The following is a 24,872-nucleotide window of genomic DNA, read 5'->3' on the forward strand; positions in this document are numbered from 1 at the left end:
CTATATCGGGTAGATCAGCGAGTTGAGGATCATCTCGCTGTCGTAGACACAGAGCCGGCTTGCGAAACGCAGGCCGGCTTCCGTGCGTACGATCTCGTCGATGTAGCGCCCGACGTTATAGACCTCGCTCGAATCGCCCGGCCGCGTGCGGAACACGGCGTAATTGGATTGAGCCGTGACCAGGCTCCCCTCCTGCGCCAGCACACGTGCCGGGCTGATCACGTGCCGCGTGTAGTAGGGCGCGTGGTAGATCGTCTGCGTCACGCCGTAGACGCGGTCCTTCATCATCCCCTGGCTTTCCAGCGCGATGAGCGCGAGCGGCAGGCCGCGATCGAAGTTTTCCCTGCCCTGCACCGTGTACTTGCCGTCCGCGGTGAAGAAGAGCGGCCAGTCGTCGAAGCGCTTTTCGTCCAGCGCCGCCGCGTAGTCGGCATTGAGCTGGTCGATCTCCAGCTGCAGCAGCAGGCGCTCGCTGCTCATACGGACATCACCCTCTTCCAGTAAGCGTACATGCTGCGGATCAGCGTTTCCGTGACCATGTGCTCCGTGGGGCCGGTGCCCGTGCCGCCCAGCTCGCACAGCGTGGCGCCTTCTTCGCCCCATTGACGGAAGCCGTCCTGGCTGAGCTCGATGACTTCGCCGTCGTCGGCGCTGACGAATCCCGCGGGCCCGAACAGGTTCGCCTGGCGCAAGCGGCGTCGCGTCATTTCGGGCGTGTCATCGGCAAAGCCGAAATGCGTCCAGATGAAGTCGAATTCGCCCTCGCCGCGCGGCACGATATGGCGCGTGGACAACGAGTTCACCTGTTGCTGGATGATGAGGCTCGGGAACAGCGTGATCATCGTCACCGTGGGCGTGATGTCGCTGCCGGGGTTCGACGGGTCGTCGATCGTCCACCAGGGCTCCGGCACCACGTCCAGCAGTCGTGCATCGTGCAGCGTCATGTTCGCCTTGAACGAGGTCACGCCTTCGGTCACCGCGGCGTTCTGTCCGCCCTCGTTGCGGCGCGAGATCATCACCGCGTGCCGGCCCTGCGCGTCCATCACCATGCGGCTTTTCTGGTCGGCGCGCCACAGGCCGAAGGTGACGAACCAGGTATGGAGCAGCCCCGGGTGGTACGGGTCCTTGATGTTCTCCATCATCAGCTTCCAGTTGCCCGGGATGCGCTGGCGGTTGTAGCCCAGGAGCGTGAGCTGCCGGCCCTTGAAGATGCGGTCCAGCCAAGGCATGACCTGCGGGCCGAGATACTCGGCGAGGCTCTCCGTGTCGTCGCTGAAAGTCGCAAAGACGAGTCCGTGCAGCACCGCGACACGCAGTTGCGTGAGCCCGTGCTGCTTGATGTCGAAGTCGGCCGGCATGCCGCCGTTCACGCACTCGCCGTCCTTCACCCCGTCCTTGAACGGCAAGCCCGCGAGTTCGCCATTGAGCTTGTACGTCCACTGGTGGTAGGGGCACACGAAGCTGCGCGCATTGCCCTGCGGCTTCTGGCAGAAGCGCACGCCCCGGTGCGCACACCGGTTCTCCACGACGCGGATTCCGGAATCGGGGTCAGATTCCAATTTCCCGGCGGGCTTCTTGCGGTCGCGCACCATGATCACTTGCCGCTCGCCCACCCATGCGAGCTTGAAGTCGCCAAGGTTGGGGATCTCCACTTCCAGTCCCACATAGCACCAGTGCGCGCCGTAGAAAATCTTCTCGAGCTCCCGCTGGTACAGCTGCGCGTCGGTGTAGGCCCAAAAAGGCACACGGCTGGAACCGGGAGTGCTCCAGCGCGAAAGTGTCTGCGGTGCGTTCATGGCAGCGTCTCCTGCCGAAATAATACGCTTACTTATCAATTCCGCCGCATGGTCAGGCGGCGGCCGCCTTCCGGCGCGCCTTCCAGGCCCCGAAGAGGATCAGCACCCCGGGGATGAGGATCATCGCCCAGATGATCTTGTCCAGGTGCTCCTTCACCCACGGAATGCCGCCGAAGAGGTAGCCCGCGGTGACGATGCCTCCGACCCACAGCGCGCCGCCGGTGATGTCGTACAGCGTGAACTTGCTGCGCGTCATGTCCGCGACGCCCGCGACGAAGGGCGCGAAGGTGCGCAGGAAGGGCATGAAGCGCGCCGCGACGATCGTGAAGCCGCCGTGCTTCTCGTAGAACGCATGCGCCTGGTCGAAGGCCTTCTTGTTGAAGAACCGGGAGTCCTCCCACTGGAACACGCGCGGCCCGAAATACTTGCCGATGGTGTAGTTGCTCTGGTTGCCCAGGACCGCCGCGGCGAACATCACGCCGACGGCGACCGGGTAGCTCAGCAGCCCGACGCCGCACATCGCCCCGACGACGAACAGCAGCGAGTCCCCGGGAAGGAAGGGCATCACCACCACGCCCGTCTCCACGAAGATGATGAGGAAGAGGATCACGTACACCCCCGCGCCATAGGTCGTGACGAGGTTTTCCAGGTGGGTATCGATGTGGAGGATGAGGTCGATGAAGAATGCGAGCAGGTCCATGGCGACCGATTATCCGTCCCGCCTGCCCCGCTCTAGAATGGCCGCAACTCATGAATGCCGTGCTGTCCCCCGCCCCGCGCCGCCCGATCCGCGAGCTTCCCGATGAGCTGGTGAGCCAGATCGCCGCGGGCGAGGTCGTCGAGCGGCCCGCGTCCGTGGTGCGCGAGCTCGTGGACAACGCCCTCGACGCCGGCGCGACGCAGGTCACGGTGCGCCTGCTGGCCGGCGGCGTGCGCCTGATCTCGGTCGAAGACGACGGCGTCGGCATCCCGCACGACGAACTCGGCGTCGCCCTGAAGCGGCACGCCACCAGCAAGATCGCGTCGCTGAGCGACCTCGAATCGGTGGGCACCATGGGCTTTCGCGGCGAGGCGCTGGCCGCGATTTCATCCATCGCGGAACTGAACCTGCTGTCCCGCACGGCCGGCCAGGCCAGCGCCTTCATGCTGGACGGACGTACCGGCGAATTGCGCCCCGCGGCCCGCGCGACCGGCACCACCGTGGAGGTGAAGGAGCTGTTCTTCGCGACCCCCGCGCGCCGCAAGTTCCTCAAGACCGACGCGACAGAGCTCGCGCACTGCATCGAGGCGGTGCGCCGGCACGCGCTGGCGCGGCCCGACGTGGGCTTTGCGATCTGGCACGAAGGCAAGCTGGTCGACCAATGGCGTGCCGCGACGCGCGAGCAGCGCCTGGCCGATGTGCTGGGCCCCGAGATGGTCGACGAAAGCGTCGCGGTCGACTATCACGCCGGCCCCATCCGCGTCACCGGCCGCGCGGGCATTCCGGATGCCTCGCGCTCGCGCTCGGACCACCAGTTCTCGTACGTCAACGGGCGCTACGTACGCGACAAGGTGCTCACGCACGCGGCGCGCAGCGCCTACGAGGACGTGCTGCACGGCAACCGCCAGCCGGTCTACGCGCTCTACGTGGAAATCGACCCGGCGCGCGTGGACGTGAACGTGCACCCGACCAAGATCGAAGTGCGCTTTCGCGACAGCCGCGAAGTGCACCAGGCCGTGCGGCACGCGGTGGAGAACGCCCTCGCTGCGCCGCGTGCGCAGCAGGCGGCCGGGTCGCCCTTGGCATCGCCGTTCGCTACGCAAGCCGCGGTACCGCTCACCGCGCAGGAATCGCGGCCCAGCGGCATGGGCTGGGCGCAGCCGGGGATGAATTTCGATTCGCCGGTCGGCAATCGCGTCAGCGACCTGTCGCTTCTGTGGCAACCCTCCGCGCCTTCGACGGCGTCCGCCGCGCCATGGCCCGCCGGTGCAGCGCCCTCGCCGTCCACCGCATCGCCCGCGCCGGCAAATCCCCTGCCTCCCGGCGACTGGCCCTTGGGCCGCGCCATCGCGCAGCTGCAAGGCATCTACATCCTCGCGGAGAACACGCAGGGCCTCGTGATCGTCGACATGCACGCGGCGCACGAACGCATCGTGTACGAGCGCCTGAAGCGCCAGATGGACACGGACCGCATCGCGAGCCAGCCGCTGCTGATCCCCGCGACCTTCGCCGCCACGCCGCAGGAGGTTGCGACGGCGGAGGCGAGCGCCGAGCCCCTGCTCGCGCTCGGCATCGAGATCACGCCCTTCTCGCCCAAGACCCTGGCCGTGCGCGCGGTGCCGACCTCGCTGGCCGATGGCGACGCGGTGGAACTCGCGCGCAGCGTGCTCGCCGAACTCTCCCAGCACGACGCCAGCACCGTCATCCAGCGCGCGCAGAACGAGCTGCTCGGCACCATGGCCTGCCACGGGGCGGTCCGCGCGAACCGCAAGCTGACGATCGAGGAGATGAACGCCCTGCTGCGCCAGATGGAGGAAACCGAGCGCTCCGACCAGTGCAACCACGGCCGGCCGACCTGGCGGCAATTGACGGTGCGCGAGCTCGATGCCCTGTTCATGCGCGGGCGCTGAACTTTTCGGCGCGCAATGGCTCAGTCACCGGTCATGAAACGCAGAACCCTCCTCGCCGGCCTGGCCGCGACGGCCGCCGTTGCGCTCACCATGGGCTGCGCCACGCTGGACGAGAAGCAGCGCGCCTGGATCTTCCAGCCCAGCGACCGCAGCTGGGGCTCGACCGCCGAACTCGCGCGCGACATGGACCCCGTCTGGATCGACTTCGGCTCCGAAGTGACGAAGGCGCCGGCGCGCCTGCACGGCCTGTGGCTGCCCGCCGACAAGGAATCCGCCCGCACGCCCGTGATGCTCTACCTGCACGGCGCGCGCTGGAACGTGGAAGGCTCCGCGCCGCGCATCCGACGCATGCAGGAGCTGGGGTTCTCCGTGCTCGCGATCGACTATCGCGGCTTCGGCAAAAGCACACCCGGACTGCCGTCCGAAGACATGGCCTACGAAGATGCCCGTGCGGCCTGGGCCTGGCTCGCCGCGAAGTACCCGCAGCGTCCGCGCTTCATCTTCGGCCACTCGCTGGGTGGGGCCGTCGCGATCGACCTCGCCTCGAAAGTCGACGATGAGCAGGGCACCATTGTCGAAGGCACCTTCACCTCCATCCCGGATGTGGCGAGCAGCATGAAGTGGGGCTGGCTCCCGGTGGGGCCGCTGATCACGCAGCGTTTCGAATCGGTGAAGAAGGTCGCGAAGATCGGCTCGCCGCTGCTCGTGGTGCACGGCGCCAGCGACACCCTCATCGACAACGCGCTCGGCCGCAAGCTCTTCGACGCGGCGCAGGGCAGGAAGAAGTTCGTGCTGGTCGAAGGCGGCTCGCACTTCAGCACGATGTCGGTCGGCCAGGCCAATTACCGGCAGGCGCTCGCGGAGCTGTTCAGCCTGCGCTAGCCCTGCCGCCGCGGGTGTAGATGTCCGGCTGGTTGATCTCCATCATGCGGTCCGGCGCCATCAGCGGCTTGAAGCCGAACTGCGCGTACAAGCCGTGCGCATCGCGGGTGGCGAGCAGCATGCGGCGCAGGCCCTGCAGCTCGGGGTGGTCGCGCATCGCCTGCATCATCATCTTGCTCACGCCGCGGCCGCGGTGCTCCTCCAGGACGTAGACGTCCGCCAGGTAGGCGAAGGTCGCGCGGTCGGTGACGAGGCGTGCAAGGCCGACCTGCGTGCCCTCATGGAAGGCGCCGATGCACAGGGAGTTGGACAGCGCGCGCTCCACCGTCTCGTAGGGGATGCTTTGCGCCCAGTACGAGCGGGAGAGAAAGGCGTGCGCCGCTTTCGCGTCGATGCGCGCGGGGTCGCTGGAGACGGTATAGCCGGGCGAGTCCTGCGCCACGGGTTTGGACGCATCCATTTCCTTCATCTGAACCTTCCATTGACACACAACAGCCCGCATTGTCATCGCTTCCGCCCGCTGGCATCATGGACTTCCGCCGACTCGAGGTGCCCCAAGTGACTTCCCTTTCCTCACTCCTCGCCACAACCGCCCTGCTGCTCGCCTGCGCCGCTTCCCAGGCCCAAACCGCGCCCCCGCCCCCGGCCGCCTTCGACCCGGAGCTCGCCCGGTCCCTGGGCGCGGACGAGCGCGGGATGCGCAGCTACGTGCTCGTCATCCTGCAGACCGGCCCGAACAGGGTACCGGCCGGGCCGGAGCGCGACGAGATGTTCAAGGGCCACTTCGCGAACATGGGCCGGCTCGCGAAGGAAGGCAAGCTCGCGCTCGCGGGGCCCTTCGATGGCGCCGACGGCTGGCGCGGGCTCTTCATCTTCGCCGTGGCGGACGTCGAGGAGGCGAAGAAACTCACCGCGACGGACCCCGTGATCATCAAGGGCGAGATGGTCGCTCAGTACCACCCCTACTACGGCTCGGCCGCGCTGATGATGGTGAACCAGCTGCACGAGAAGGTCGTGAAGAAGCCCTTCTGACGCGGGCCGCTACAGGCGCGCCGCGGTGAGGCTCCACACGATCACCACGAGCTGCGCGATGTTGATCGCGATCGCGGTGAAATGCGTCCTGCGGAACCCGGCGATGGCTTCCGCGCCGCTGGTCTGGATCTGCTCGCCGAGCGCATCCATCTTCGGGATGATGCTCTTGCGCAGCACCACGGCCAGCACCGCCAGCCCGGCCGCGCCGAAGGCCAGGGCGAAGCGCCCGGCGAAGAGGTAGCTGAGCGCCGTCGCGCTCGCCGTGGCCAGCCCCGCGGCGTAGTACACATTGAAGAAGCCGCGCACGAAGCGGGCGTCCAGCGGCGTGTCGTGCTTCAGGACGAGCAGCGGGATCGAGCCGAGGATGAAGTACGCAGTCGTCACCAGCAGGGCGACCGTGAAGCACAGCGCGGCGATCATGGCGGGGGACATGGCCGGTTTATACCGCTTTCGCCTCTGCTACGCTCGCCCGATGTCCCCCCGCCTGGTCGTCGTCGTGCTTGCGTTGCTGCTGGGCATCCAGCCCGTCACGACCGACCTGTACCTGCCCGCCCTGCCGGCGCTCACGCAAAGCCTCGCCGCCCCGGTCTCCCAGGCGCAGCTCACGCTCACGATGCTGCTGCTCGCCTTCGGCACCTCGCAGCTCGTCTGGGGGCCGCTGTCGGACCGCTTCGGCCGCCGGCCGGTGCTCCTGTGCGGGCTGGGTGCGTACACCCTCGCCTCCATCGCCTGCGCGCTCGCGCCGTCAATGTCGCTGCTGATCGCCTGCCGCACGATCCAGGGCGCTGCGATGGGCGCGGCGGTGATGGGCGCCCGCGCCATCGTGCGGGACCTGTACACGCCGGAGACCGGCGCCCGCATGATGTCGCGGGGCCTCACCGGACTGGGCTTCATCGCGTGCGCCTGCGCGCCGGTGGGCGGGCTGCTGTCGGACTGGATCGGCTGGCGCTTCGCGCTGGCGGCGCCGGCCCTGTTCGGCACCCTGGCGTTCCTCGTGGTGGCCCTGCGCTTCGAGGAAACGGCGCCGCGCACCAACCCGAACGCGCTGCAGCCCGCGACGCTCGTGTCGACCTGGCTTGCCATCGTGCGGCATCCGACCTTCCTCACCTATTCCGCCCTGTCGACCGCGTCGTATGCCGGCCTCTTCACCTTCCTCGCCTCCTCGTCCTTCGTGTTCATCCAGGTGCTGGGCCTCACGCGCACGCAATACGGCCTCGTGATGTTCTCCATGGCGGCCGTGTACATCGCCGGCACGTTCTGGTGCCGGCGCCTGCTGCCGCGGTTCGGCGTGCGGCGCTCCGTCGCCATCGCGGGCGGCGTGAGCGTGCTCGCGGGCACGGCCATGGGCGCGATGGCACTTGCGGGGTTGCACACCACCTGGGCGATCGCGCTTCCCTTTTGCATCTTCATGTTCGCGCACGGCGTGCACCAGCCCTGCGGTCAGAGCGGCGCGATCGCGCCTTTTCCACAGGCGGCGGGCGCGGCGTCGGCGCTCAACGGTTTCCTGATGATGGTGGCCGCCTTCGCGGTCGGCGGCTGGGTGGGCAGGCGGCTGGACGGCACCGTGTTCGCACTGACGTCGGGCGTTTGGTTCTGGAGCGCCGTCATCGCCGCGGTTTCCTGGACGCTGGTGCAACGTCATGGGGATCCGCGCCATGCCTGATCCGCGCGTCATCGCCCTCGCCGGCCCCACCGCATCGGGCAAAAGCGCCGCGGCGCTCGCGATCGCGCGCGAGCACGGCGCGGAGATCATCAGCGTGGATTCCGCGCTGGTCTACCGCGGCATGGACATCGGCACCGCCAAGCCGACGGCGGCCGAACTCGCGGCGGTGCCGCACCACCTCATCGACATCCGCGATCCGCTGCAGGCCTACAGCGCGGCGGAATTCGCCGCCGACGCGGCGCGGCTGGTCGGCGAGATCAACGCACGCGGCAAGCCCGCGCTGCTGGTAGGCGGGACGATGCTGTACTTCAAGGCGCTGTTCGACGGCATCGACGACATGCCCCCCGCCGATGCGCAAGTTCGCGCAGGCCTGGACGCGCAGGCCGCACGCGATGGCCAGGCTTCGCTCCATGCGGAGCTCTCCCGCGTGGACCCGCCGACGGCCGCGCGCCTGGCGCCCGGGGACACGCAGCGGGTGCAGCGTGCACTGGAGGTGTATCGCCTCTCCGGCCGGCCGCTGTCGAGTTTCCACACACGGGGCGAGGCGACGGGTACGTCGCCCTTCAGGGAGACGCCGCTGGTGTCGCTGGAGCCGCGGGATCGCGCGTGGTTGCACGAACGCATCGCGCAGCGCTTCGACCTGATGCTGGCCGCGGGCTTCATCGACGAAGTGAAACGCCTGCGCGCGCGCGGCGACCTCACGCCCGATTTGCCGAGCATGCGCTGCGTGGGCTATCGGCAGGCGTGGGACATGCTGGACGGCGTCCATGCACCCGGCACCTTGCGCGACCGCGGCATCGCCGCGACGCGCCAGCTTGCCAAACGGCAGCTCACCTGGCTGCGCGGCATGCCGCGGCGGCACGTGATCGCGTGCGATGCGCCCGATGCCGCCGCGCAGCTCCTGCAGGCCGCGAGGGAGATGCTGTGACGAGCACCAGCCCGGTCGTGTCCCTGCGCGGCCTCGCCAAGCGCTATGGCGAGGCAACCGTTTTCTCGAACGTGACGCTCGACATCGACCCCGGCGAATTTGTCGCCATCGTCGGCGAATCGGGGGTCGGCAAATCCACGCTGCTCAATTGCATGGCGGGCCTGGACACCTGGAACGAAGGCCAGGTGATCCTCCACGGCCGGGACCTGCAGGCCCTCACAGGCGACGAACGCGCGCTCATGCGCCGCCGGCACGTGGGCTTCGTCTTCCAGGCTTTCCACGTGCTGCCGCACCTCGACGTGGCGCAGAACGTCGGCCTGCCGCTGATGCTGCTGCAGCAACCCGCGGGCCGGCATGTCGAGGAGATGCTGCACGCGGTCGGCCTCGACGGGTTGGGCGGGCGTTTGCCCCAGGAGCTGTCGGGCGGGCAGTTGCAGCGCGTCGCCATCGCGCGTGCGTTGATCCACCGGCCCGCGCTGCTCCTCGCCGACGAACCCACGGGCAACCTGGATCCGGGCACCGCAGCGAAGGTGATGGACGTGCTGGCCGCGCAGACGCGCGAACACGGGGCGGCGCTGGTGCTGGTGACGCACTCGGAATCCGCCGCCGCACGCGCGGACCGCGCGCTGCGCCTGACGAGCGGCGGCATCGCCTAGCGGGCGAAGCGCTAGAGGTCGTCGGGCCGCAACGCCTTCTGCAGCAGGGCCAGGCCCGCGCCGACGTCCTCGATCGCCATCTGTCCCGGCGCCGAAGGGCTCTCGCCGATGGCGAACGTCATCGCGGAGCCGAACGCCCAGCCGCACAGGCGCGTGATCGCGCCCAGGCGGCCCATCGACATGCTCACCACCGGAATCGCCAGTTCGCGGCTCGCGCGCTGCGTGGCCTCCAGCAAGCGAAGCACGTCCTCCATGGACCGCGGCATCACGGCCACCTTGGCGATGTCCGCGCCGAGCTGCGCGGCGCGCGCGAAGCGGTCCGCGATTGCCTCCACGGCCGGCGTGGACTGGAAGTCGTGGAACGAGAGCAGCAGCTGGACGCGATGCGCGCGCGTCATCTCGCGCACTTCGGCGACTTCGGCCGGCGCATTGCCCGCTTCGTAATCGAGCAGGTCCACGTGACCCGTGCGGCAGACCGCGGCGTACAACGCGATGACCTGCGCTTCGGTCAGCTCGATCCGCTCGCCGCCCTCGCGCGCCGAGCGGCGCGTGACCAGCAGCGGGATACCGCCGCTGGCCGCCTTGATGCGCCCGCACAGGTCCGCCATCGAGGCGGTATCGGCGATGCCCTCGAAGAAATCGACGCGCCACTCGAGGATGTCCGGCTTCTTGGCGGCGACGACGGCGACTTCGTCGAGCAGGCGCTGCGCGGTGCGGCCCACCAGCGGCGCGCAGATGGCGGGAAAGCGGGCGCCCGTGGCGTTTCGGGGGAGCTGGATGGCGTGCGGAGGCATGCCCCGATTGTAGGGAGCGCTAGCGCACCAACTCGCCGAAGCGCGCCACGTCCACATTGCCCCCGCTCAGGATCACGCCGACGCGCTTGCCCGCCAGGTCCAGCCCGGCGTGGCGCGCGGCCGCGAAGCCCAGGCAGCCGGTCGGCTCCACGATCATCTTCATGCGCTCGGCGAAAAAGCGCATCGCCTCCACCAGCTGCGTATCGGAGGCGACCAGGATGTCGTCGACGTTCTTGCGGATCACCTCGAAGGTGTATTGGCCGAGATGCTGCGTCTGCGCGCCATCGGCGAGCGTCTGCGGCGTGGGGATGTTCACGATCTCGCCCTTGCGCAGGGACTGGCGGCCATCGTCGCCCGCCTCGGGCTCCACGCCGTACAGCTTGCAGCGCGGCGACAGCGCGCGCGTGGACAGCGCGGAGCCGCTGAGCAGCCCCCCGCCGCCGAGCGGGACGAGCAGCACGTCGAGCTCGCCCACGTCCTCGAACAGTTCCTTGGCGGCCGTGCCCTGGCCTGCCATCACATCGGGATGGTCGAAGGGCGGGATCAGCGTCATGCCGCGCTCCGTGGCGAGCTTGCGGCTCAGCGCCTCGCGGTCTTCCTTGTAGCGGTCGAAGGTGATCACCTCGGCGCCGTAGCCGCGCGTCGCGTCCATCTTGGCGCGCGGCGCATCGAGCGGCATGAGGATGGTCGCGGGGATTCCCAGCAGGCGCGCCGAGAGCGCGATCGCCTGCGCGTGGTTGCCGGAGGAGAACGCCAGCACGCCCGCCTTGCGCTGCGCCGCGTCGAATTTCGAGAGCGCATTGAAACCGCCGCGGAACTTGAAGGCGCCCATGCGCTGGAAGTTCTCGCACTTGAAGAACAGCTCGCAGCCCAGCAATTGGTCGGCCGTGGTGGAGCGCAGGACGGGCGTGCGGTGCGCGTGGCCCGAGAGCCGCGCGGCCGCGGCGGAAACATCGTCGTAGGTGGGGAGGGACAGCATGGAAATACTGTAGCGCATGCGCTGCCCGGCGCAGGATAAATTCCCGCGCGGCGCCTGACGCATTCCTACAAGACCGGTGCGCAATTGCCGCCAAGATGGGTGACACCCCCCAAACCACCCAGGAGAAAAATACATGGCAACCCGTTCCGCAAAAGACGCCTGCGACCTGCTCGACGCCGACCACCGCGCCGTCAAGAAGATGTTCAAGGACTACGAAGAGCTCACCAACTCCCGCGCCCGCAGCGCCGGCCAGAAGAAGATGGAACTCGCGCAGCAGATCTGCAACGAGCTGAAGGTGCACGCCCAGATCGAAGAGGAAATCTTCTACCCCGCCCTGCGCGGCGCGATCAAGGAAACCGACCTCATCGACGAGGCCGACGTCGAGCACGCCAGCGCCAAGGACCTGATCGCGCAGATCGAAGCCGCCGGCGAAGCCGACGACATGTTCGACGCCAAGGTGAAGGTGCTCGGCGAATACATCGACCACCACGTGAAGGAAGAGAAGAACGAGATGTTCCCCAAGGCCCGCGCCGCACGCAAGCTGGACTTGGTCGCGATGCGCGAGGAGCTGGAAGCACGCAAGGAGGAGCTGAAGGGCGAGATGGAAGCCACGGCCTGAGGCCTGGAGCCCCGGCGCAGCGGGGCGCGCACAATCGCGCCCATGCTCGCGCTGCTTCGCACGTTTTCCTGGCAGGAGTTGCGCCACCACCCGTGGCGCAACGCCGCAGCCGTCCTGGCGGTCATGCTGGGGGTCGCACTGGCTTTCGCGGTGCACCTCATCAACGCATCCGCGCTCAGTGAATTTTCCAGTGCCGTCCGCTCGGCGGGCGGCGAGCCGGATCTCGAACTTCGGCCCGTCCAGGCCAGCCTGGACGAAGCGCTGTACGCCAAGGCGGCCGCGCACGCGGATGTCGCCGCCGCCAGCCCCATTCTCGAACTCTCGACCTTCGCCTCCGTTCCCGGCGGCGAGCGCAAGCCGCTGCGCGTCGTCGGTGTCGACGCGCTCGTCGTGGCGACCATCGCACCCTCGCTCATGCCTGTCCCAAGCCTGGGGGCCGATCGCATGGCGCTGTTCGCGCCGCGGCAGCTCTTCCTGAACCCGGCGGCTCGACAGGCGTTCGGCGATGCCGCTGCCGTGCTGCGCCTGCAAAGCGGCGTGCAACTCGTGGACGCGCAGGTTGCCGGGACCGTCGGCGCGGGAGGCGGCGCACTGGCCGTGATGGACATCGCGGCGGTGCAGGACCTGTTTGCGCGCCAGGGCCAGCTCACGCGCATCGACTTGCGCCTGCGCCCGGGCACCGACCACGGCCGCTTCCTCCGTTCGCTCGCGTTGCCGGGCAGCGTGACGGCCACCGAGCCCGGCGACGCCGCGCAGCGCGTGGACAATCTCTCGCGCGCCTATCGCGTCAACCTCACCGTGCTCGCGCTCGTGGCGCTCTTCACCGGCGCGTTCCTCGTGTACTCCGTGCTGTCGCTCAGCGTCGCGCGGCGCGCGCAGCAGTTCGCACTGCTGGGCGTGCTCGGGCTCACCTCGCGGGAACGGCTGGGCGTGGTGATGGTGGAGTCGCTGGTGCTCGGGCTCATCGGCAGCCTCGCAGGCATCGCGTTGGGCACCGCGCTGGCCGACTTCGGTCTGGCGCGGCTGGGCGGCGACCTGGGCGGCGGCTATTTTCCGGGCGTGGCGCCGCAGCTGCACTGGAGCCCCGGGGCGGCGATCGTCTACGGCGTGCTCGGCATCGCGGCGGCGGGCGTGGGCGGCTGGCTGCCGGCACGCGCCGCGCGCGGACTGCCGCTCGCGCAGACGCTCAAGGGGCTCGGCAGCGGCGCGGGCGGAGCGGACCACCACCTCGCGAGTCTCGTCACCGTCGCGGCCGGCGCCGCCATGGCATTCCTGCCGCCCGTCGCCGGCATCCCGCTGGGTGCCTACCTGTCCATCGGGCTCCTGCTCGTGGGCGGGATCACCGCCCTGCCCTGGGCGGTGTCGCTGCTCTATGACCGGCTCGCGCCGGCGCTGGCGCATCGCGTGCTGCCCATGCTCGCCATCGAGCGCGCACGCCGCGTGCGCGAAAGCGCCGCGGTCGCGGTGAGCGGCGTCGTGGCGTCGCTCAGCCTCGCGGTGGCACTGACGGTGATGGTGGCGAGCTTTCGCGACTCGGTGACGCACTGGCTCGACGTCGTGCTGCCGGCGGACCTGTACGTTCGCACGGCGACGGGCTCCGCATCGGCGGACAGCGCGTGGTTCACCCCCGAACTCGTGCAGCAGGTGTCGCGCGTGGAAGGCGTGCGCCGCGTGACGTCGCAACGCATCCGGCCGCTGCTGCTCGACCCGGGCCGGCCCGCGGTGTCGCTGCTGGCGCGCACCATCGGCCCCGCCGCCGAAGCACTGCCGCTGGTCGGCACGCTGCATCCTGCGCCTGCCGGGCAGGTGCCCATCTACGTCAGCGAAGCGATGGTGGACTTGTATGGCGCCAGGCCCGGCGCAGCGTTCGAGCCCCTGGCGAAAGCCTTCGACGGACGCGCGAGCTTCTTCGTCGCGGGCGTGTGGCGCGACTACGTGCGCCAATCCGGCGCGATCGCGATGGAGGGTGCCGACTACCGGCGGCTCACGGGCGATGCACGCGCCAACGACCTGCAGCTGTGGCTCGCGCCCGGCGCGGACGCGGGGGAGGTACAAGCGCGCGTGCGCGAGCTGGCGGGAAGCGCAGGCAGCGCAGCCGGCGCGCTCGAGTTCTCGTCGGCGCAGGAGCTGCGAGCCGTGTCGCTGCGCATCTTCGACCGCAGCTTCGCCATCACGTACTGGCTGCAGGCCGTGGCGATCGTCATCGGCCTCTTCGGCATCGCGGCGAGCTTCAGCGCGCAGGTGCTGGCGCGGCGCAAGGAGTTCGGGCTGCTCGCGCACCTCGGCCTCACGCGCGGGCAGGTGCTCGGGCTGGTCGCGGCGGAAGGCGCGGTATGGACGACCATCGGGTCCATCGCCGGTCTCGCGCTGGGGCTCGCGGTGTCGGTGGTGCTGGTGCACGTGGTGAACCCGCAGAGCTTCCACTGGACGATGGACCTGCTGGTGCCGTGGGCTCGCCTGCTGGGACTATGCGTAGCGGTGGTCGCGGCCGGCACGGTCACGGCGTGGCTCGCGGGCCGCGCGGCGGCGACGCGCGATGCGGTGCTGGCGGTGAAGGAGGACTGGTAGTGCGGCCCCACTCGCCCACCGATGCATCGCACACGTCCTTGCGCCGGCGAACCTTCCTGATCGCAGGCCCGGGCGCCGCCTTGCTTGGCAGCGGGCGTGCACACGCCCTCCCCCCCGCCAACCTGATGTTTCCGCGCGACCACGGCGCGCACCCCGCGTTCCGCACCGAGTGGTGGTACGTGACGGGCGCGCTGCGTTCGGGCGATCGCGAGTTCGGCTTCCAGGTGACCTTCTTCCGCTCGCGCGTGGACGCCACGCAGGCGATGCAATCGAAGTTCGCGGCCAAGCAGCTGGTCTTCGCGCACGCGGCGTTGACGGACGTGCGGGGTCGCAAGCTCTGGCATGACCAACGCATCGCCCGCGAAGGATTCGACATTGCCGCCTCCGCGCAGGGCGATCTCGCGGTGAAGTTGCGCGACTGGTCGATGGAGCGAAGCGATGCAGGCATCCGGTGCCGCGTGGTGTCGGGCGACTTCGCGCTGGACCTGGCGTGCACGACGACGCAGCCCGTCCTGCTGCAGGGAGACCAGGGCCTGTCGCGCAAAGGCCCGCAGCCCGGGCAGGCGAGCTACTACTACAGCCTGCCGCAGCTTTCCGTGCAGGGCGGCGTCACACTGCAGGGCGCGCGCGTGCCCGTGACGGGCAAGGCCTGGCTGGACCACGAATGGAGCGACGAGCTCCTGCACCGCGACGCCGTGGGCTGGGACTGGATCGGCATGAACCTCGATGACGGCAGCGCGCTCACCGCATTCCGCCTGCGGCGCGCCGATGGGTCCACGGTGTGGGACGGCGGGTCGTTCCGCTCGTCGCAAGGCGGCACCTATGTCTTCAGGCCGGGCGAGGCGATCTTCAGCCCGCAGCGCAGCTGGCACAGCCCGCGCTCGCAGGCGCGCTACCCGGTCGATTGGATGGTGCGCACGCCCGCGGATTTCTACACGGTGAAGGCGCTGGTGGACGACCAGGAGCTGGACAGCCGCGCATCGACCGGCGCGATCTACTGGGAAGGCGTCGCGGACCTCTTCGACAGCAACGGAAAGCGCGTCGGCCGCGGCTACCTCGAGATGACGGGCTACACGGGCCGGCTGAAGGTATAGCCCGCCCCGTGCGTGTCCACCGCCTAGTGCGCTCCTGCCGCCGCCTCGGCGCCCCCGGCGCCGGACTTCTGCGGATGCGTGAGCCACACGAGCGGGATCAGCGCGAGGAAGAGCACCGCCGACAGCCAGAAGATGTCGTTGGCCGCAAGCATGAAGGCCTGCTGGTCGACGAGCCGGTTGATCTGCGACAGCGCCTGCTCCATCGACAGCCCGCTCGCGCGCAGCGCCGCGATCGTCGATTGCGCCGTCGGGTTGCCCGGGTTCACCGCTTCAGCCAGCTGCGAGTGATGCAGCGCCGCGCGGCTTTCCCACAGCGTGGTGGAGATCGACGTGCCCATCGCGCCCGCGGTGATCCGCACGAAGTTCGTGAGGCCCGAGGCCGCGGGCATCTTGTCCGGCGTGAGGCCTGACATGGTGATCGTCATCAGCGGGATGAAGAAGAACGCCATCGCCACGCCCTGGATGATCGTCGGGATGAGGATGGTCTTGAAGTCCGCCTGCGTGTTGAAGTGCGAGCGCATCCACAGCACGAGGCCGAAGATGATGAAGGCGGCGGTCGCGAAGCGGCGCGGGTCCACCTTGCTCACGCTCTTGCCCACGACGGGCGACAGCACGATGGCCAGCAGGCCCACGGGCGCCATGATCATGCCGGCATCCGTCGCGGTGTAGCCCATGAACTGCTGCAGCCACAGCGGCAGCAGCACCACGTTGCCGAAGAACAGGCCGTAGGCGATGGAGGTGGCGATGGTGCCGGCCCAGAAGTTGCGCCGGGCGAACAGGCGCAGTTCCACCACCGGATGCTCGTCGGTGAGCTCCCAGATGAGGAAGAACGCGAAGCCCACGACGGCGACGATGGCGAGCCCCACGATGAGCCCCGAGTGGAACCAGTCGTTCTCCTTGCCGAGGTCCAGCACCATCTGCAGCGCGGCGATCCACACCACGAGCAGCGCGAGGCCCACGCTGTCGATCGGCACCTTGCGCGTGACGCTTTCGCGCTTCCTGTAGATCGCCCATGCGGACATGGCGGCAATGATGCCGACGGGGATGTTGATGAAGAAGATCCATCCCCAGGAGATGTTGTCGGTGATCCAGCCGCCCAGCAGCGGCCCGGTGACGGGCGCGACGAGCGTCGTCATGCCCCACATCGCCATCGCGAGGCCGGCGAGCGCGCGCGGATAGCTCGCGAGCAGCAGCGACTGCGACAGCGGGATCATCGGCCCGGCCACGAAGCCCTGCAGCGCGCGGAAGGCGATGAGCGTCGTCATGTTCGGCGCGATGCCGCACAGGAGGGACGCGATCACGAAGAGGATGACGCTGCCCACGAACAGGCGCACCTGCCCGAAGCGCTGCGACAGCCAGCCGGTAAGCGGCACCGCGATGGCGTTGGCCACCGCGAAGCTGGTGATGACCCAGGTGCCCTGGTTCGGGCTCACGCCCAGGTCCCCCGCGATGGCGGGCAGGGACACGTTCGCGATGGACGTATCCAGCACGTTCATGAAGGTCGCGGCGGACAGGGCGATGGTGCCCCAGACGCGCGCGGCGCCTTCCAGCGGCGGCGGCGCCAACGGCGGTGACGAAGCCATGGCGGTGCTCAGTGCGTGGTGGAAGCGGCAGGCGCCTTGGCGACCGACGCGGAGGCCGCGGGTGCGGCGCCCATCATCGTGCGGCCGCGGCCCGAGTTGCCGGCGATCACGCGGCGGACTTCCGCATCGGCACTGCCGTCCGCGACGTCGTAGACCGCCGTCTGCGCGACCGGCGTGCTGCGCGGCGCGTCGGCCAGCGTCTTGCCGTCCTGGTTGCTCACGTCCACTTCCGCATCCATGGACAGGCCTACCCGCAGCGGATTGGCGGCAACCTGCTTCGGGTCGAGCGCGACGCGCACCGGCACGCGCTGCACGACCTTGATCCAGTTGCCGGTCGCGTTTTGCGCCGGCAGCAACGCGAAGGCCGCGCCCGTGCCCGCGCCGAGGCCGGCGACCGTGCCGTGGTATTCGATCTTCTTGCCGTACAGGTCGGCGGTGAGCTTCACCGGCTGGCCCAGGCGGATCTTGCGCAGCTGCACCTCCTTGAAGTTCGCATCGACCCACACCTGGTTGAGCGGGATGATGGACATCAGCGGCGCGCCGGCGGCCACGCGCTGGCCCAGTTGCACGGTGCGCTTGGCGACGTAGCCGTCCACGGGCGCGGGCATCGCGGCGCGCTGCTGCGCGAGCCATGCCTCGCGGACTTTCGCCGCGGCGGCCTGCACGCTCGGGTGCTGCTCGACGCTGGTGCCTTCGGTCATCGCCTGGTTGCTCGTGAGCTGCTCGCGCGCGGCGACGACGCCGGCCTGCGCGGCCTGCAGCGCGCTGCGCGCATTGGCGAGCTGCGAGCTCGCGTGGTTCAGTTCTTCCTTGGACACCGCGCCGTTGCCGACCAGCGACTGGCGGCGGTTCAGGTCGTCGTTGGCGCGCGCCACTTCGGCCTGCGCCTTCTGCACGTCCGCCTCGCGCAGGTTGATCTGCGCCGACAGCGAACCGTTGTTCGCATACAGCGTGCGCACCTGCCGCACGGTCTGCGCGAGGCCGGCTTCGGCCTGGTCGAGCGCGACCTTCGCGTCCGCCGGGTCGAGCTTCACCAGCGGCTGCCCCGCCTTCACGAAGTCGGTGTCGTCGGCATAGATGGCCATCACCGTCCCGCCGACCTGCGGCGTGATCTGGATGACGTTGCCCTGCACGTAGGCGTTGTCGGTGGATTCGTAGTGGCTCGCGACCAGCCATTCGTACGCGCCCCAGGCCGCGCCGATGACGAGCACGCCGCCGGCCAGGATCGTGAGCGCCTTGCGGCGGCGTGTGTTGCCCGCGGGGGCGGCTCGTTCGGCGACGGGTGTGTTGTTGTCGTTGCTCATGTTCTTCATTCCGGTATTACTGGGAAGCCTTCGATGCATTCATGGCGATGGGCACGGTGGCGTCGGCCTGCCAGCCACCGCCCACGGCGCGGATCAATCCGACCTGCGTGTCCAGGGCGCGCGCGGCGAGGTCCACCGCGAGGCGGCGCTGGTTCAGCACGGCCGTCTCGGCCGTGAGCACGTTCAGGTAGGTGCCCAGGCCCGCGCGGTAACGCTGCAGCGCGATCTGGTAGGCGGACTCGGCGGCGGCCTGCGCATCGCGCTGCTCGGCCTGCTGCCTGGCGACGGAACGCGCGGACGAGACCTGGTCGGCCGTGTCGTGGATCGCGTCGAGCACGGCGCCGTTGTAGCTTTCCACCGCGGCGTCGAGGTCGGCCGTCTTGCCGCGCAGGTTCGCGCGCAGCTTGCCGCCTTCGAAGATCGGCAGGCGCACCGCCGGGCCGACGCCCCACTGCTCGCTGCCCACGTTCAGCAGGCGGCCGAGGCCCAGGCTGTTGAGGCCGACGAAGGCCATGAGGTTGATGTTGGGATAGAACTGCGCCTTCGCGTTCTTCACGTCGTAGCCCGCGGCTTCGACACGCCAGCGCGCAGCCGCGATGTCGGCGCGCTGGGCGAGCAGGTTGGCCGGAAGCTCGGTGGGCGCCGGCACGGGCTTGAGCGCCGCGAGGCTGGGCGGTGCCGCCACGGGCTGGCGATTGCCCTGCCCCGTGAGCGCGGCGAGCGCGTGCTGCGCGAGTTCGGCCTGCTCCTGCAGCGCCTCGATCTGCTGGCGCGCTTCGGGCAGGGCGCCTTCGCTCTGCTTTTGCTCGAGCTGGGTGTCCAGGCCCGCGCGCACGCGGTCGCCGACGAGCTTGAGCGACTCTTCACGCTGCGCGAGCGTGCGCTTCGCCACGGTGAGCTGGTCGTTCGTCCGCGCGAGCTGGAAGTAGCTGCGCGCCACGTTGCTCGCGAGCAGCACGCGCGCGGCGTCGGCATCGGCCTGCGCGGCCCGAGCGGTGCCCAGCGCGGCGTCGAGCGCCGCCTGGTTCTTGCCGAAGAAGTCGAGCTCCCAGCTCGCGTTGAGCTGCAGCGTCCCGCTGTTGTTGATGGAGCCCGCGATCGGCGGCGGATACAGGCCGTTGGCGCTGTACTTCTGGCGCGTCGCGTCGAAGGAGCCGTTGAGCTGGGGCAGCTTCGAGGATTCCGCCACTTCGCTCACCGCCTGCGCACGCGCGAGCCGCGCCTGCGCCGTTTTCAGTGTGGGGTTGTCCTTCAGCGCGAGGGCGATGAGCTGGTTCAACTGCTCGTCGCCGAAATCGCGCCACCATTCGGCGGCCGGAACCGCGGACGCCATCGCCGTGCCGGACAGGCCGACCGACGCGGCATCGCGCAGCTTCGATTGCGGCTCGATGCCGGACATGTTCGCGCAACCCGCGAGGAATAGCGCTGCCGCCAGCGCGCCCAGGCGCCGGCCGTTGTTCTGGGTGTTCACTGGGTCTTTCCTTCTTCTCGTTCGGCCTGGATCGCGCTCGCGTTGTCCAGGATGCGGCGCAGCAGCGACTTGAGCGTCGTCCACTCCTCCACGCTGAAGCCGCGCATGTGGGCGTTCTGCACGCCGCACAGGATGGCCGGGATGCCCTGCGCCGCGGCGCGGCCTTCGTCGGTGAGCTCGAGGTTCACCACGCGGCGGTCTTCGCTGGAGCGCGTGCGGCGCACCAGGCCCTTGGTTTCGAGCCGGTCGAGCAGGCGCGTCATGCCGCCGTTGTCGATGGAGCAAGCGCGGGAGAGTTCAGCCACCGTGGAGGCGGAGCCCATGTACAGCTTGAGCAGCGGCACCCACTGCGCGTTGGTGAGGCCGGTGGGTTCGAGCTCGCGCTCGACCTCCGCGGACACCGTGTTGAGGATGCGGCGCATGAGGTAGCCCACGCTTTCGTCCGGCTTGTAGTTGTCCGGGCGGTAGAACATCGGCACCTCGGGCGTGCGCCGTGTCTTTTTCGGGGTCGGAAGCGATGACATGGCCCCGATAATACTTGCCTAGTCAAATATTGTCAAGGCTGTGTTTGTTGAGTCAGTGGTTGCAGAGCTCAAAAAAAAGCCACCTGCTGGAATCCAGCGGGTGGCATCGGGCAGGAGGGTGTGGGCTCAGCGCGACTTCGTGGCGGCTTCCGCTTCGAAGGACGGGTAACCCGCCTCGTCGGTGGCGCGCGTGAGGGCGGCCAGCGTGGTTTTCGCGTCGTCGAAGGTCACGATGGCGGTGCGGCGCTCGTAGCTCACGACCGCCTTCTGCACGCCGGGCACCTTCATCAGCGCGACGCGGATGGTGATCGGGCAGGTGTCGCAATCCATGGTGGGGACGGTCAAGGTGACCTTGCGCGGCGCGGCCTGCGCGAGCGCGGCGGCGGTGAGGAGCAGCGCGGCGGCGGCCAGGCGGATCGGGTTCATCGGCAAACCCCTTTCGGATCGGTCAGTCATAAAAATAGTGGGCCGTGTACTGGGCGACGATGGGCAGCAGCGTGAGTCCCACGAGCACCCAGAACATCCATCGTGCCGCTGTCTTGGCGGGACCGCAAGTGGCAGGGTCCTCGCAGGCGACGGCGGCGCGGCGCTGCGCGCCGTAGAGGCGCCAGCCGGCCGTCATCAGTGCGACGGCGGCCAGGGCCGTCAAGGCGCCGGAATACGGCTCCATCCGGCGCAGGTGCGCGATCCAGGCGCCCGAGACACCGACCAGCGCGAACACGAGCGGGACAACGCAGCAGGTGGACGCCAGCAGCGCGGCAATCCCGGCAATCGCCAGCGGCCGTGTGGTGTTGCGAGCCGAAGGCTCAGGCATTGATCTCACGGGCGGTGATCTGGTAGGCGAAGGAATCCGGGTCGTACGGGTCGCGCGCGCCGGCGGCGTTCTCGGCCTGCGGGTACATGAAGAAGCCGAGCTTCGCCTGCTTCGCGCCCGGCAGCTTGATGTCGCTGGCCGAGTTGTAGCCCATCCAGTTGCCTTCCCAGCCGCCGAAGAGCGCCTTGCGCACGGGGGCGACGATGGGATGGCCGGCGTCCTTGATCCATTCGGGCGTCTCCTGGCGCATGACCTTAGTGACGTCCGCCGGGTCCATCGCGACCCAGCCGTTGGCCTTCAGGTACACCTCGGCGCGGCAGTGCTGCGCGCCCTTGAGGCTCGCGGGGTTGCCGCCGAGCTCGCGATAGCCGAAGGCGCTGGGCACGAGGCGCACGCCGTAGATGTCCCGTGCGGGGATGCCGGCGGCGCGGCACAGCCCGACGAAGAGCGCGTTGATGTCGGCGCACTTGCCGCTCAGGTTGCCGGACTCCAACATGGCCTTGATGTCGCCGGTGCCACAGCCCTTGACCTTAGGTTCGCGGTAGGTGCTGATGACGACCCAGTCGTAGATGCGCTGCACTTTTTCGCGGTCGCTGCGCGCGCCCGACACGATCTGCGTCGCGACCTTGCGCACGATGCCGTCGGTGGAGATGAGCTCGCTCGGCTCCGTCCAGTGCTTCAGGTCCGCAGGGTCCGCGGGCGCGACGGGCTTCGCGCTCCAGTCCACCGCGCGGTTCTGCGTTTCGACCCGGCTCACGAGGACCAGCGTCTGGTCGGCGCCCGGCGCGAACTTCGCGACCAGGACCTTCGCGCCGGTGCTGCCGTCGGACGTCATCCTGATGTCGCTCGCGTTGCCGCTCCAGCTGTTGTCCATGGTGCGCTGCCACGGTGTGTCGAGGGAGGGGACGGGCAGCCACAGGGTCGACTCGCCGGCGTCGCCGCGCAGCTTCACGGTGGTGACGACTTCGAACCTGCGCCAGCCGGTGGGCTTCGGGTCGAAGCGGCGCGCGGCCTCCTGCGCGAAGGCGGCAGGCAGGCCCGCGACCAGCGCGGTGGCGCCTGCGGACTGGATGAGATGGCGGCGGGAAACGGGGTGGGACATGGGGGAATTCCTTGGGCGCGAGGGGCACGCCGCGAGCTTGCTATTATGAAAAGCACTCTACCCGAAGTACCTTCGGATTGCTTCGGCACATCCGAATACGCCTTTCGGCGACCTCGAATCTTCCACCACGACCGAAAGGCGCCGCCTTCATGAATCGACGCGACTGTCTCGCGGCCCTCGCCGGCGCCTTGGCCGCCGGGCCGCTGCGGGCCCAGGGATTCGTGCGCAAGCCCTGGCCGCCGCGCACACCCACCCCGGCGCTGCAACTGGCCTCCGTCGACGGTACGCCATGGACGCCGGCGGCGGAACGCGGCCATCCGGTGCTGCTCAATTTCTGGGCGAGCTGGTGCGAGCCCTGCCGCAGCGAGATGCCGTCGCTGGAGCGTCTCGCGGCGATGCACCGCGACGCCGGCCTGAAAGTCCTGGCCGTGAACTTCAAGGAAGGCGAAGCGGCGATCCGGCGCTTTCTCGCCGCGAATCCCCTGGCCCTCCCGGTGCTGCGCGACGGCGACGGCGCAGCCGCGCGCGCTTTCGGCATCAACATTTTCCCGAGCACGGTCGGACTGGACCGCAACGGCCGCACCTTGTTCGTCAGCGTCGGGGAGGTCGACTGGTCCGGCCCTCCCGGCCAGGAACTCGTCCGCCCCCTGCTCTGACACGCGCGCTTTCCATGCCATCGACTCCGGCCAAGGCCTCGCCCCGCTCCCTCTCCGGGCTTCTCCCGTTCCTGCGTCCCTACCGCGGTCGCATCGGCCTGGCGATGCTGTTCCTCGTGCTCGCCGCGATGGCGACGCTGGTGTTCCCCGTCGCCCTGCGCAGCCTGATCGACGGCGGCCTCGCGGCGCAGGACAAGGGCACCGCCCTCATGGCGCTGCGCGAGCACTTCGTGGAACTGTTCGCGGTCGCGGTGGGGCTGGGCTTTTTCTCCGCCGCGCGCTTCTACATGGTGAGCTGGCTCGGCGAGCGTGTCACCGCGGACCTGCGCAACGCGGTGTATGGGCACGTGCTCGAACAGAGCCCGGAATTCTTCGAATCCACGCAGACGGGCGAGGTGCTGTCGCGCCTGACGACGGACACGACACTCGTGCAGACCGTGGTCGGTTCGTCCCTCAGCATGGGCCTGCGCAACGCGGTGATGGGCGTGGGCGCCCTGGGCATGCTCGTGTGGACGAACCCGTACGTGATGACGCAGGTGCTGGGCATCCTCGTGATCGTGGTGCTGCCCAGCGTGTGGTTCGGGCGCCGCGTGCGAAGGCTGTCGCGCGCGAGCCAGGATCGCATCGCGGATTCGAGCGCGATCGCCGCGGAAGTGCTCAATGCGATCCCGGTCGTGCAGAGCTACACCGCGGAATCGCGCGAGGCTTCGCGCTTCGAGGCCTCCACTTCGGAGGCGTTCGGCACCGCCGTGCGCCGCTCGCGGGCCCGCGCGCTGCTCATCGCCTTCATCATCATCGCGACCAGCGCCGCGCTGCTGTGGGGCCTGTACCAGGGCACGCAGGCGGTGATGGCCGGCCGCATCACGGCGGGCCACCTGGGCGAGACGGTGGTCTACGTGATCATCCTCGCGGGTGCGGCGGCCGTGCTCGGCGAGGTGTACGGCGACCTGCTGCGTGCGGCAGGCGCGACCGAGCGCCTGATGGAACTGCTGGACAGCCGCTCGCCCGTGGCCTCGCCCGCGAACCCGCTCACGCCGCAGGCCGCGCACGGCGGCAGCGCGATCGCCATCGAGAACCTCACCTTCCACTACCCGTCGCGCCCCGCGACGCCCGCGCTCAAGGATTTCTCGCTGTCTGTGGCGCCGGGCGAGACGGTCGCCCTCGTCGGCCCGAGCGGCGCGGGCAAGAGCACGGTCTTCCAGTTGCTGCTGCGCTTCTACGATCCGCTGCAGGGCCGCATCCTGCTCGATGGCGTGGCGACGAACGCGCTCGCGCTGCACGACCTGCGCCAGCGCATCGGCATCGTGCCGCAGGACGCGGTGGTGTTCTCCAGCAGCGCGATGGAAAACATCCGCTACGGCAAGCCCGGCGCGAGCGACGAGGAGGTGATGGCCGCGGCGAAGGCGGCCTTCGCGCACGACTTCATCGAGGCCTTGCCCGAGGGCTACGGCACATTCCTGGGCGAGCGCGGCGTGCGGCTGTCCGGCGGACAGCGGCAGCGCATCGCCATCGCGCGCGCGATGCTGAAGAATCCGCCCTTGTTGCTGCTGGACGAGGCCACGAGCGCACTGGACGCGGAGAGCGAGCGCATGGTGCAGGCCGCGCTGGAGTCGGCGATGCGCGACCGCACCACGCTCGTCATCGCGCACCGGCTCGCGACGGTGCAGAAGGCGGATCGCATCGTCGTGCTCGATCACGGGCGCATCGTGGAACAGGGCACGCACCATTCGCTGGTCGCCGCGAACGGCGTGTACGCGCGCCTTGCCGCGCTGCAGTTCATGGAGTGAGCAAGGCCGA

25 protein-coding genes are annotated in these 24,872 nt (G+C 69.3%); 11 read left to right on the forward strand and 14 right to left on the reverse strand.

Annotated elements, in window-relative coordinates; all coding sequences use genetic code 11:
* From I5803_RS06600 to I5803_RS06610, 3 genes are read right to left on the reverse strand one after another with little or no spacing between them, the layout of a single operon-like run.
* Complete coding sequence (locus I5803_RS06600; RefSeq protein WP_196985584.1) at positions 1-480, reverse strand: aromatic-ring-hydroxylating dioxygenase subunit beta; 480 nt, start codon at positions 478-480, stop codon at positions 1-3.
* The gene (locus I5803_RS06605; protein ID WP_196985585.1) at positions 477-1,796 is read right to left on the reverse strand and encodes an aromatic ring-hydroxylating dioxygenase subunit alpha; all 1,320 of its coding nucleotides are present in this window, start codon (positions 1,794-1,796) and stop codon (positions 477-479) included. The genes I5803_RS06600 and I5803_RS06605 overlap by 4 nt, the downstream gene beginning before the upstream one ends.
* Before the next feature lie 52 nt (positions 1,797-1,848).
* A complete protein-coding gene (locus I5803_RS06610) occupies positions 1,849-2,496 on the reverse strand; it encodes a VTT domain-containing protein (protein ID WP_196985586.1) in 648 nt (215 codons plus the stop codon).
* Between the two features lie 50 nt (positions 2,497-2,546).
* Between I5803_RS06610 and mutL the strand changes: the two genes are divergently transcribed.
* Positions 2,547-4,406 (forward strand): DNA mismatch repair endonuclease MutL, encoded by a 1,860-nt coding sequence (mutL, locus tag I5803_RS06615; RefSeq protein WP_196985587.1) that lies wholly within the window; start codon positions 2,547-2,549, stop codon positions 4,404-4,406.
* A gap of 33 nt (positions 4,407-4,439) precedes the next feature.
* Positions 4,440-5,288, forward strand: coding sequence for an alpha/beta hydrolase (locus I5803_RS06620; protein ID WP_196985588.1), 849 nt, complete (start codon positions 4,440-4,442; stop codon positions 5,286-5,288).
* Here the strand turns inward: I5803_RS06620 and I5803_RS06625 are convergent.
* Complete coding sequence (locus I5803_RS06625) at positions 5,275-5,757, reverse strand: GNAT family N-acetyltransferase (protein ID WP_231402356.1); 483 nt, start codon at positions 5,755-5,757, stop codon at positions 5,275-5,277. The genes I5803_RS06620 and I5803_RS06625 overlap by 14 nt on opposite strands.
* An 89-nt stretch (positions 5,758-5,846) precedes the next feature.
* On the opposite strand from I5803_RS06625, the gene I5803_RS21985 reads away from it, so the two are divergent.
* A complete protein-coding gene (locus I5803_RS21985; RefSeq protein WP_196985589.1) occupies positions 5,847-6,320 on the forward strand; it encodes a YciI family protein in 474 nt (157 codons plus the stop codon).
* 9 nt (positions 6,321-6,329) lie between these two features.
* On the opposite strand, the gene I5803_RS06635 is transcribed toward I5803_RS21985, so the two are convergent.
* Complete coding sequence (locus I5803_RS06635; protein ID WP_196985590.1) at positions 6,330-6,752, reverse strand: hypothetical protein; 423 nt, start codon at positions 6,750-6,752, stop codon at positions 6,330-6,332.
* A 40-nt stretch (positions 6,753-6,792) separates the two neighbouring features.
* Here I5803_RS06635 and I5803_RS06640 point away from each other — a divergent pair, with 40 nt between their 5' ends.
* From I5803_RS06640 to I5803_RS06650, 3 genes are read left to right on the forward strand one after another with little or no spacing between them, the layout of a single operon-like run.
* A complete protein-coding gene (locus tag I5803_RS06640; protein WP_231402357.1) occupies positions 6,793-7,983 on the forward strand; it encodes a multidrug effflux MFS transporter in 1,191 nt (396 codons plus the stop codon).
* The gene (gene miaA, locus I5803_RS06645; RefSeq protein WP_196985592.1) at positions 7,976-8,911 is read left to right on the forward strand and encodes a tRNA (adenosine(37)-N6)-dimethylallyltransferase MiaA; all 936 of its coding nucleotides are present in this window, start codon (positions 7,976-7,978) and stop codon (positions 8,909-8,911) included. The genes I5803_RS06640 and miaA overlap by 8 nt, the downstream gene beginning before the upstream one ends.
* Positions 8,908-9,567: an ABC transporter ATP-binding protein gene (locus I5803_RS06650; RefSeq protein ID WP_196985593.1), complete on the forward strand. Its 660-nt coding sequence runs from the start codon at positions 8,908-8,910 to the stop codon at positions 9,565-9,567. The genes miaA and I5803_RS06650 overlap by 4 nt, the downstream gene beginning before the upstream one ends.
* An 11-nt stretch (positions 9,568-9,578) precedes the next feature.
* Here I5803_RS06650 and aroD read toward each other — a convergent pair whose 3' ends face one another.
* Together aroD and I5803_RS06660 are read right to left on the reverse strand one after the other, a co-directional pair.
* A complete protein-coding gene (gene aroD, locus I5803_RS06655; RefSeq protein WP_196985594.1) occupies positions 9,579-10,361 on the reverse strand; it encodes a type I 3-dehydroquinate dehydratase in 783 nt (260 codons plus the stop codon).
* Positions 10,362-10,380: 19 nt separating this feature from the next.
* Positions 10,381-11,340, reverse strand: a complete 960-nt coding sequence (locus I5803_RS06660; RefSeq protein WP_196985595.1) for a threo-3-hydroxy-L-aspartate ammonia-lyase — start codon at positions 11,338-11,340, stop codon at positions 10,381-10,383.
* Positions 11,341-11,473: 133 nt separating this feature from the next.
* Between I5803_RS06660 and I5803_RS06665 the strand changes: the two genes are divergently transcribed.
* From I5803_RS06665 to I5803_RS06675, 3 genes are read left to right on the forward strand one after another with little or no spacing between them, the layout of a single operon-like run.
* Positions 11,474-11,959: a hemerythrin domain-containing protein gene (locus I5803_RS06665; protein ID WP_196985596.1), complete on the forward strand. Its 486-nt coding sequence runs from the start codon at positions 11,474-11,476 to the stop codon at positions 11,957-11,959.
* 42 nt (positions 11,960-12,001) lie between these two features.
* The gene (locus I5803_RS06670; RefSeq protein ID WP_196985597.1) at positions 12,002-14,527 is read left to right on the forward strand and encodes an ABC transporter permease; all 2,526 of its coding nucleotides are present in this window, start codon (positions 12,002-12,004) and stop codon (positions 14,525-14,527) included.
* Positions 14,527-15,621 carry a lipocalin-like domain-containing protein gene (locus I5803_RS06675; protein ID WP_494337215.1) on the forward strand — a complete coding sequence of 365 codons (1,095 nt, stop codon included), beginning with the start codon at positions 14,527-14,529 and terminating at the stop codon, positions 15,619-15,621. Before I5803_RS06670 ends, I5803_RS06675 begins: the two co-directional genes overlap by 1 nt.
* A gap of 23 nt (positions 15,622-15,644) precedes the next feature.
* On the opposite strand, the gene I5803_RS06680 is transcribed toward I5803_RS06675, so the two are convergent.
* The 7 genes from I5803_RS06680 to I5803_RS06710 form a co-directional block, all read right to left on the reverse strand.
* Positions 15,645-17,204 carry a DHA2 family efflux MFS transporter permease subunit gene (locus I5803_RS06680; protein ID WP_196985599.1) on the reverse strand — a complete coding sequence of 520 codons (1,560 nt, stop codon included), beginning with the start codon at positions 17,202-17,204 and terminating at the stop codon, positions 15,645-15,647.
* Between the two features lie 8 nt (positions 17,205-17,212).
* A complete protein-coding gene (locus tag I5803_RS06685; protein ID WP_231402359.1) occupies positions 17,213-18,508 on the reverse strand; it encodes an HlyD family secretion protein in 1,296 nt (431 codons plus the stop codon).
* A 16-nt stretch (positions 18,509-18,524) separates the two neighbouring features.
* Positions 18,525-19,979, reverse strand: coding sequence for an efflux transporter outer membrane subunit (locus I5803_RS06690; RefSeq protein ID WP_354001630.1), 1,455 nt, complete (start codon positions 19,977-19,979; stop codon positions 18,525-18,527).
* On the reverse strand, positions 19,976-20,503 hold the full coding sequence (locus tag I5803_RS06695) for a MarR family winged helix-turn-helix transcriptional regulator (protein WP_231402360.1): 528 nt from the start codon (positions 20,501-20,503) through the stop codon (positions 19,976-19,978). The genes I5803_RS06690 and I5803_RS06695 overlap by 4 nt, the downstream gene beginning before the upstream one ends.
* Positions 20,504-20,629: 126 nt before the next feature.
* A complete protein-coding gene (gene merP, locus I5803_RS06700) occupies positions 20,630-20,929 on the reverse strand; it encodes a mercury resistance system periplasmic binding protein MerP (protein ID WP_196985601.1) in 300 nt (99 codons plus the stop codon).
* A gap of 22 nt (positions 20,930-20,951) precedes the next feature.
* The gene (locus I5803_RS06705) at positions 20,952-21,317 is read right to left on the reverse strand and encodes a mercuric transporter MerT family protein (protein WP_196985602.1); all 366 of its coding nucleotides are present in this window, start codon (positions 21,315-21,317) and stop codon (positions 20,952-20,954) included.
* Entirely contained in the window at positions 21,310-22,419 is a 1,110-nt protein-coding gene (locus I5803_RS06710) for a transglutaminase family protein (protein ID WP_196985603.1), read from the reverse strand. The genes I5803_RS06705 and I5803_RS06710 overlap by 8 nt, the downstream gene beginning before the upstream one ends.
* A gap of 149 nt (positions 22,420-22,568) precedes the next feature.
* Between I5803_RS06710 and I5803_RS06715 the strand changes: the two genes are divergently transcribed.
* Both I5803_RS06715 and I5803_RS06720 read left to right on the forward strand, forming a co-directional pair.
* On the forward strand, positions 22,569-23,075 hold the full coding sequence (locus I5803_RS06715) for a TlpA family protein disulfide reductase (RefSeq protein ID WP_196985604.1): 507 nt from the start codon (positions 22,569-22,571) through the stop codon (positions 23,073-23,075).
* 14 nt (positions 23,076-23,089) lie between these two features.
* Positions 23,090-24,862: an ABC transporter transmembrane domain-containing protein gene (locus tag I5803_RS06720; protein WP_196985605.1), complete on the forward strand. Its 1,773-nt coding sequence runs from the start codon at positions 23,090-23,092 to the stop codon at positions 24,860-24,862.
* Positions 24,863-24,872 lie beyond the last annotated feature (10 nt).

Origin of the sequence: Caenimonas aquaedulcis, from assembly GCF_015831345.1 — a bacterium.
Taxonomy (GTDB): Bacteria; Pseudomonadota; Gammaproteobacteria; order Burkholderiales; family Burkholderiaceae_C; genus Ramlibacter; species Ramlibacter aquaedulcis.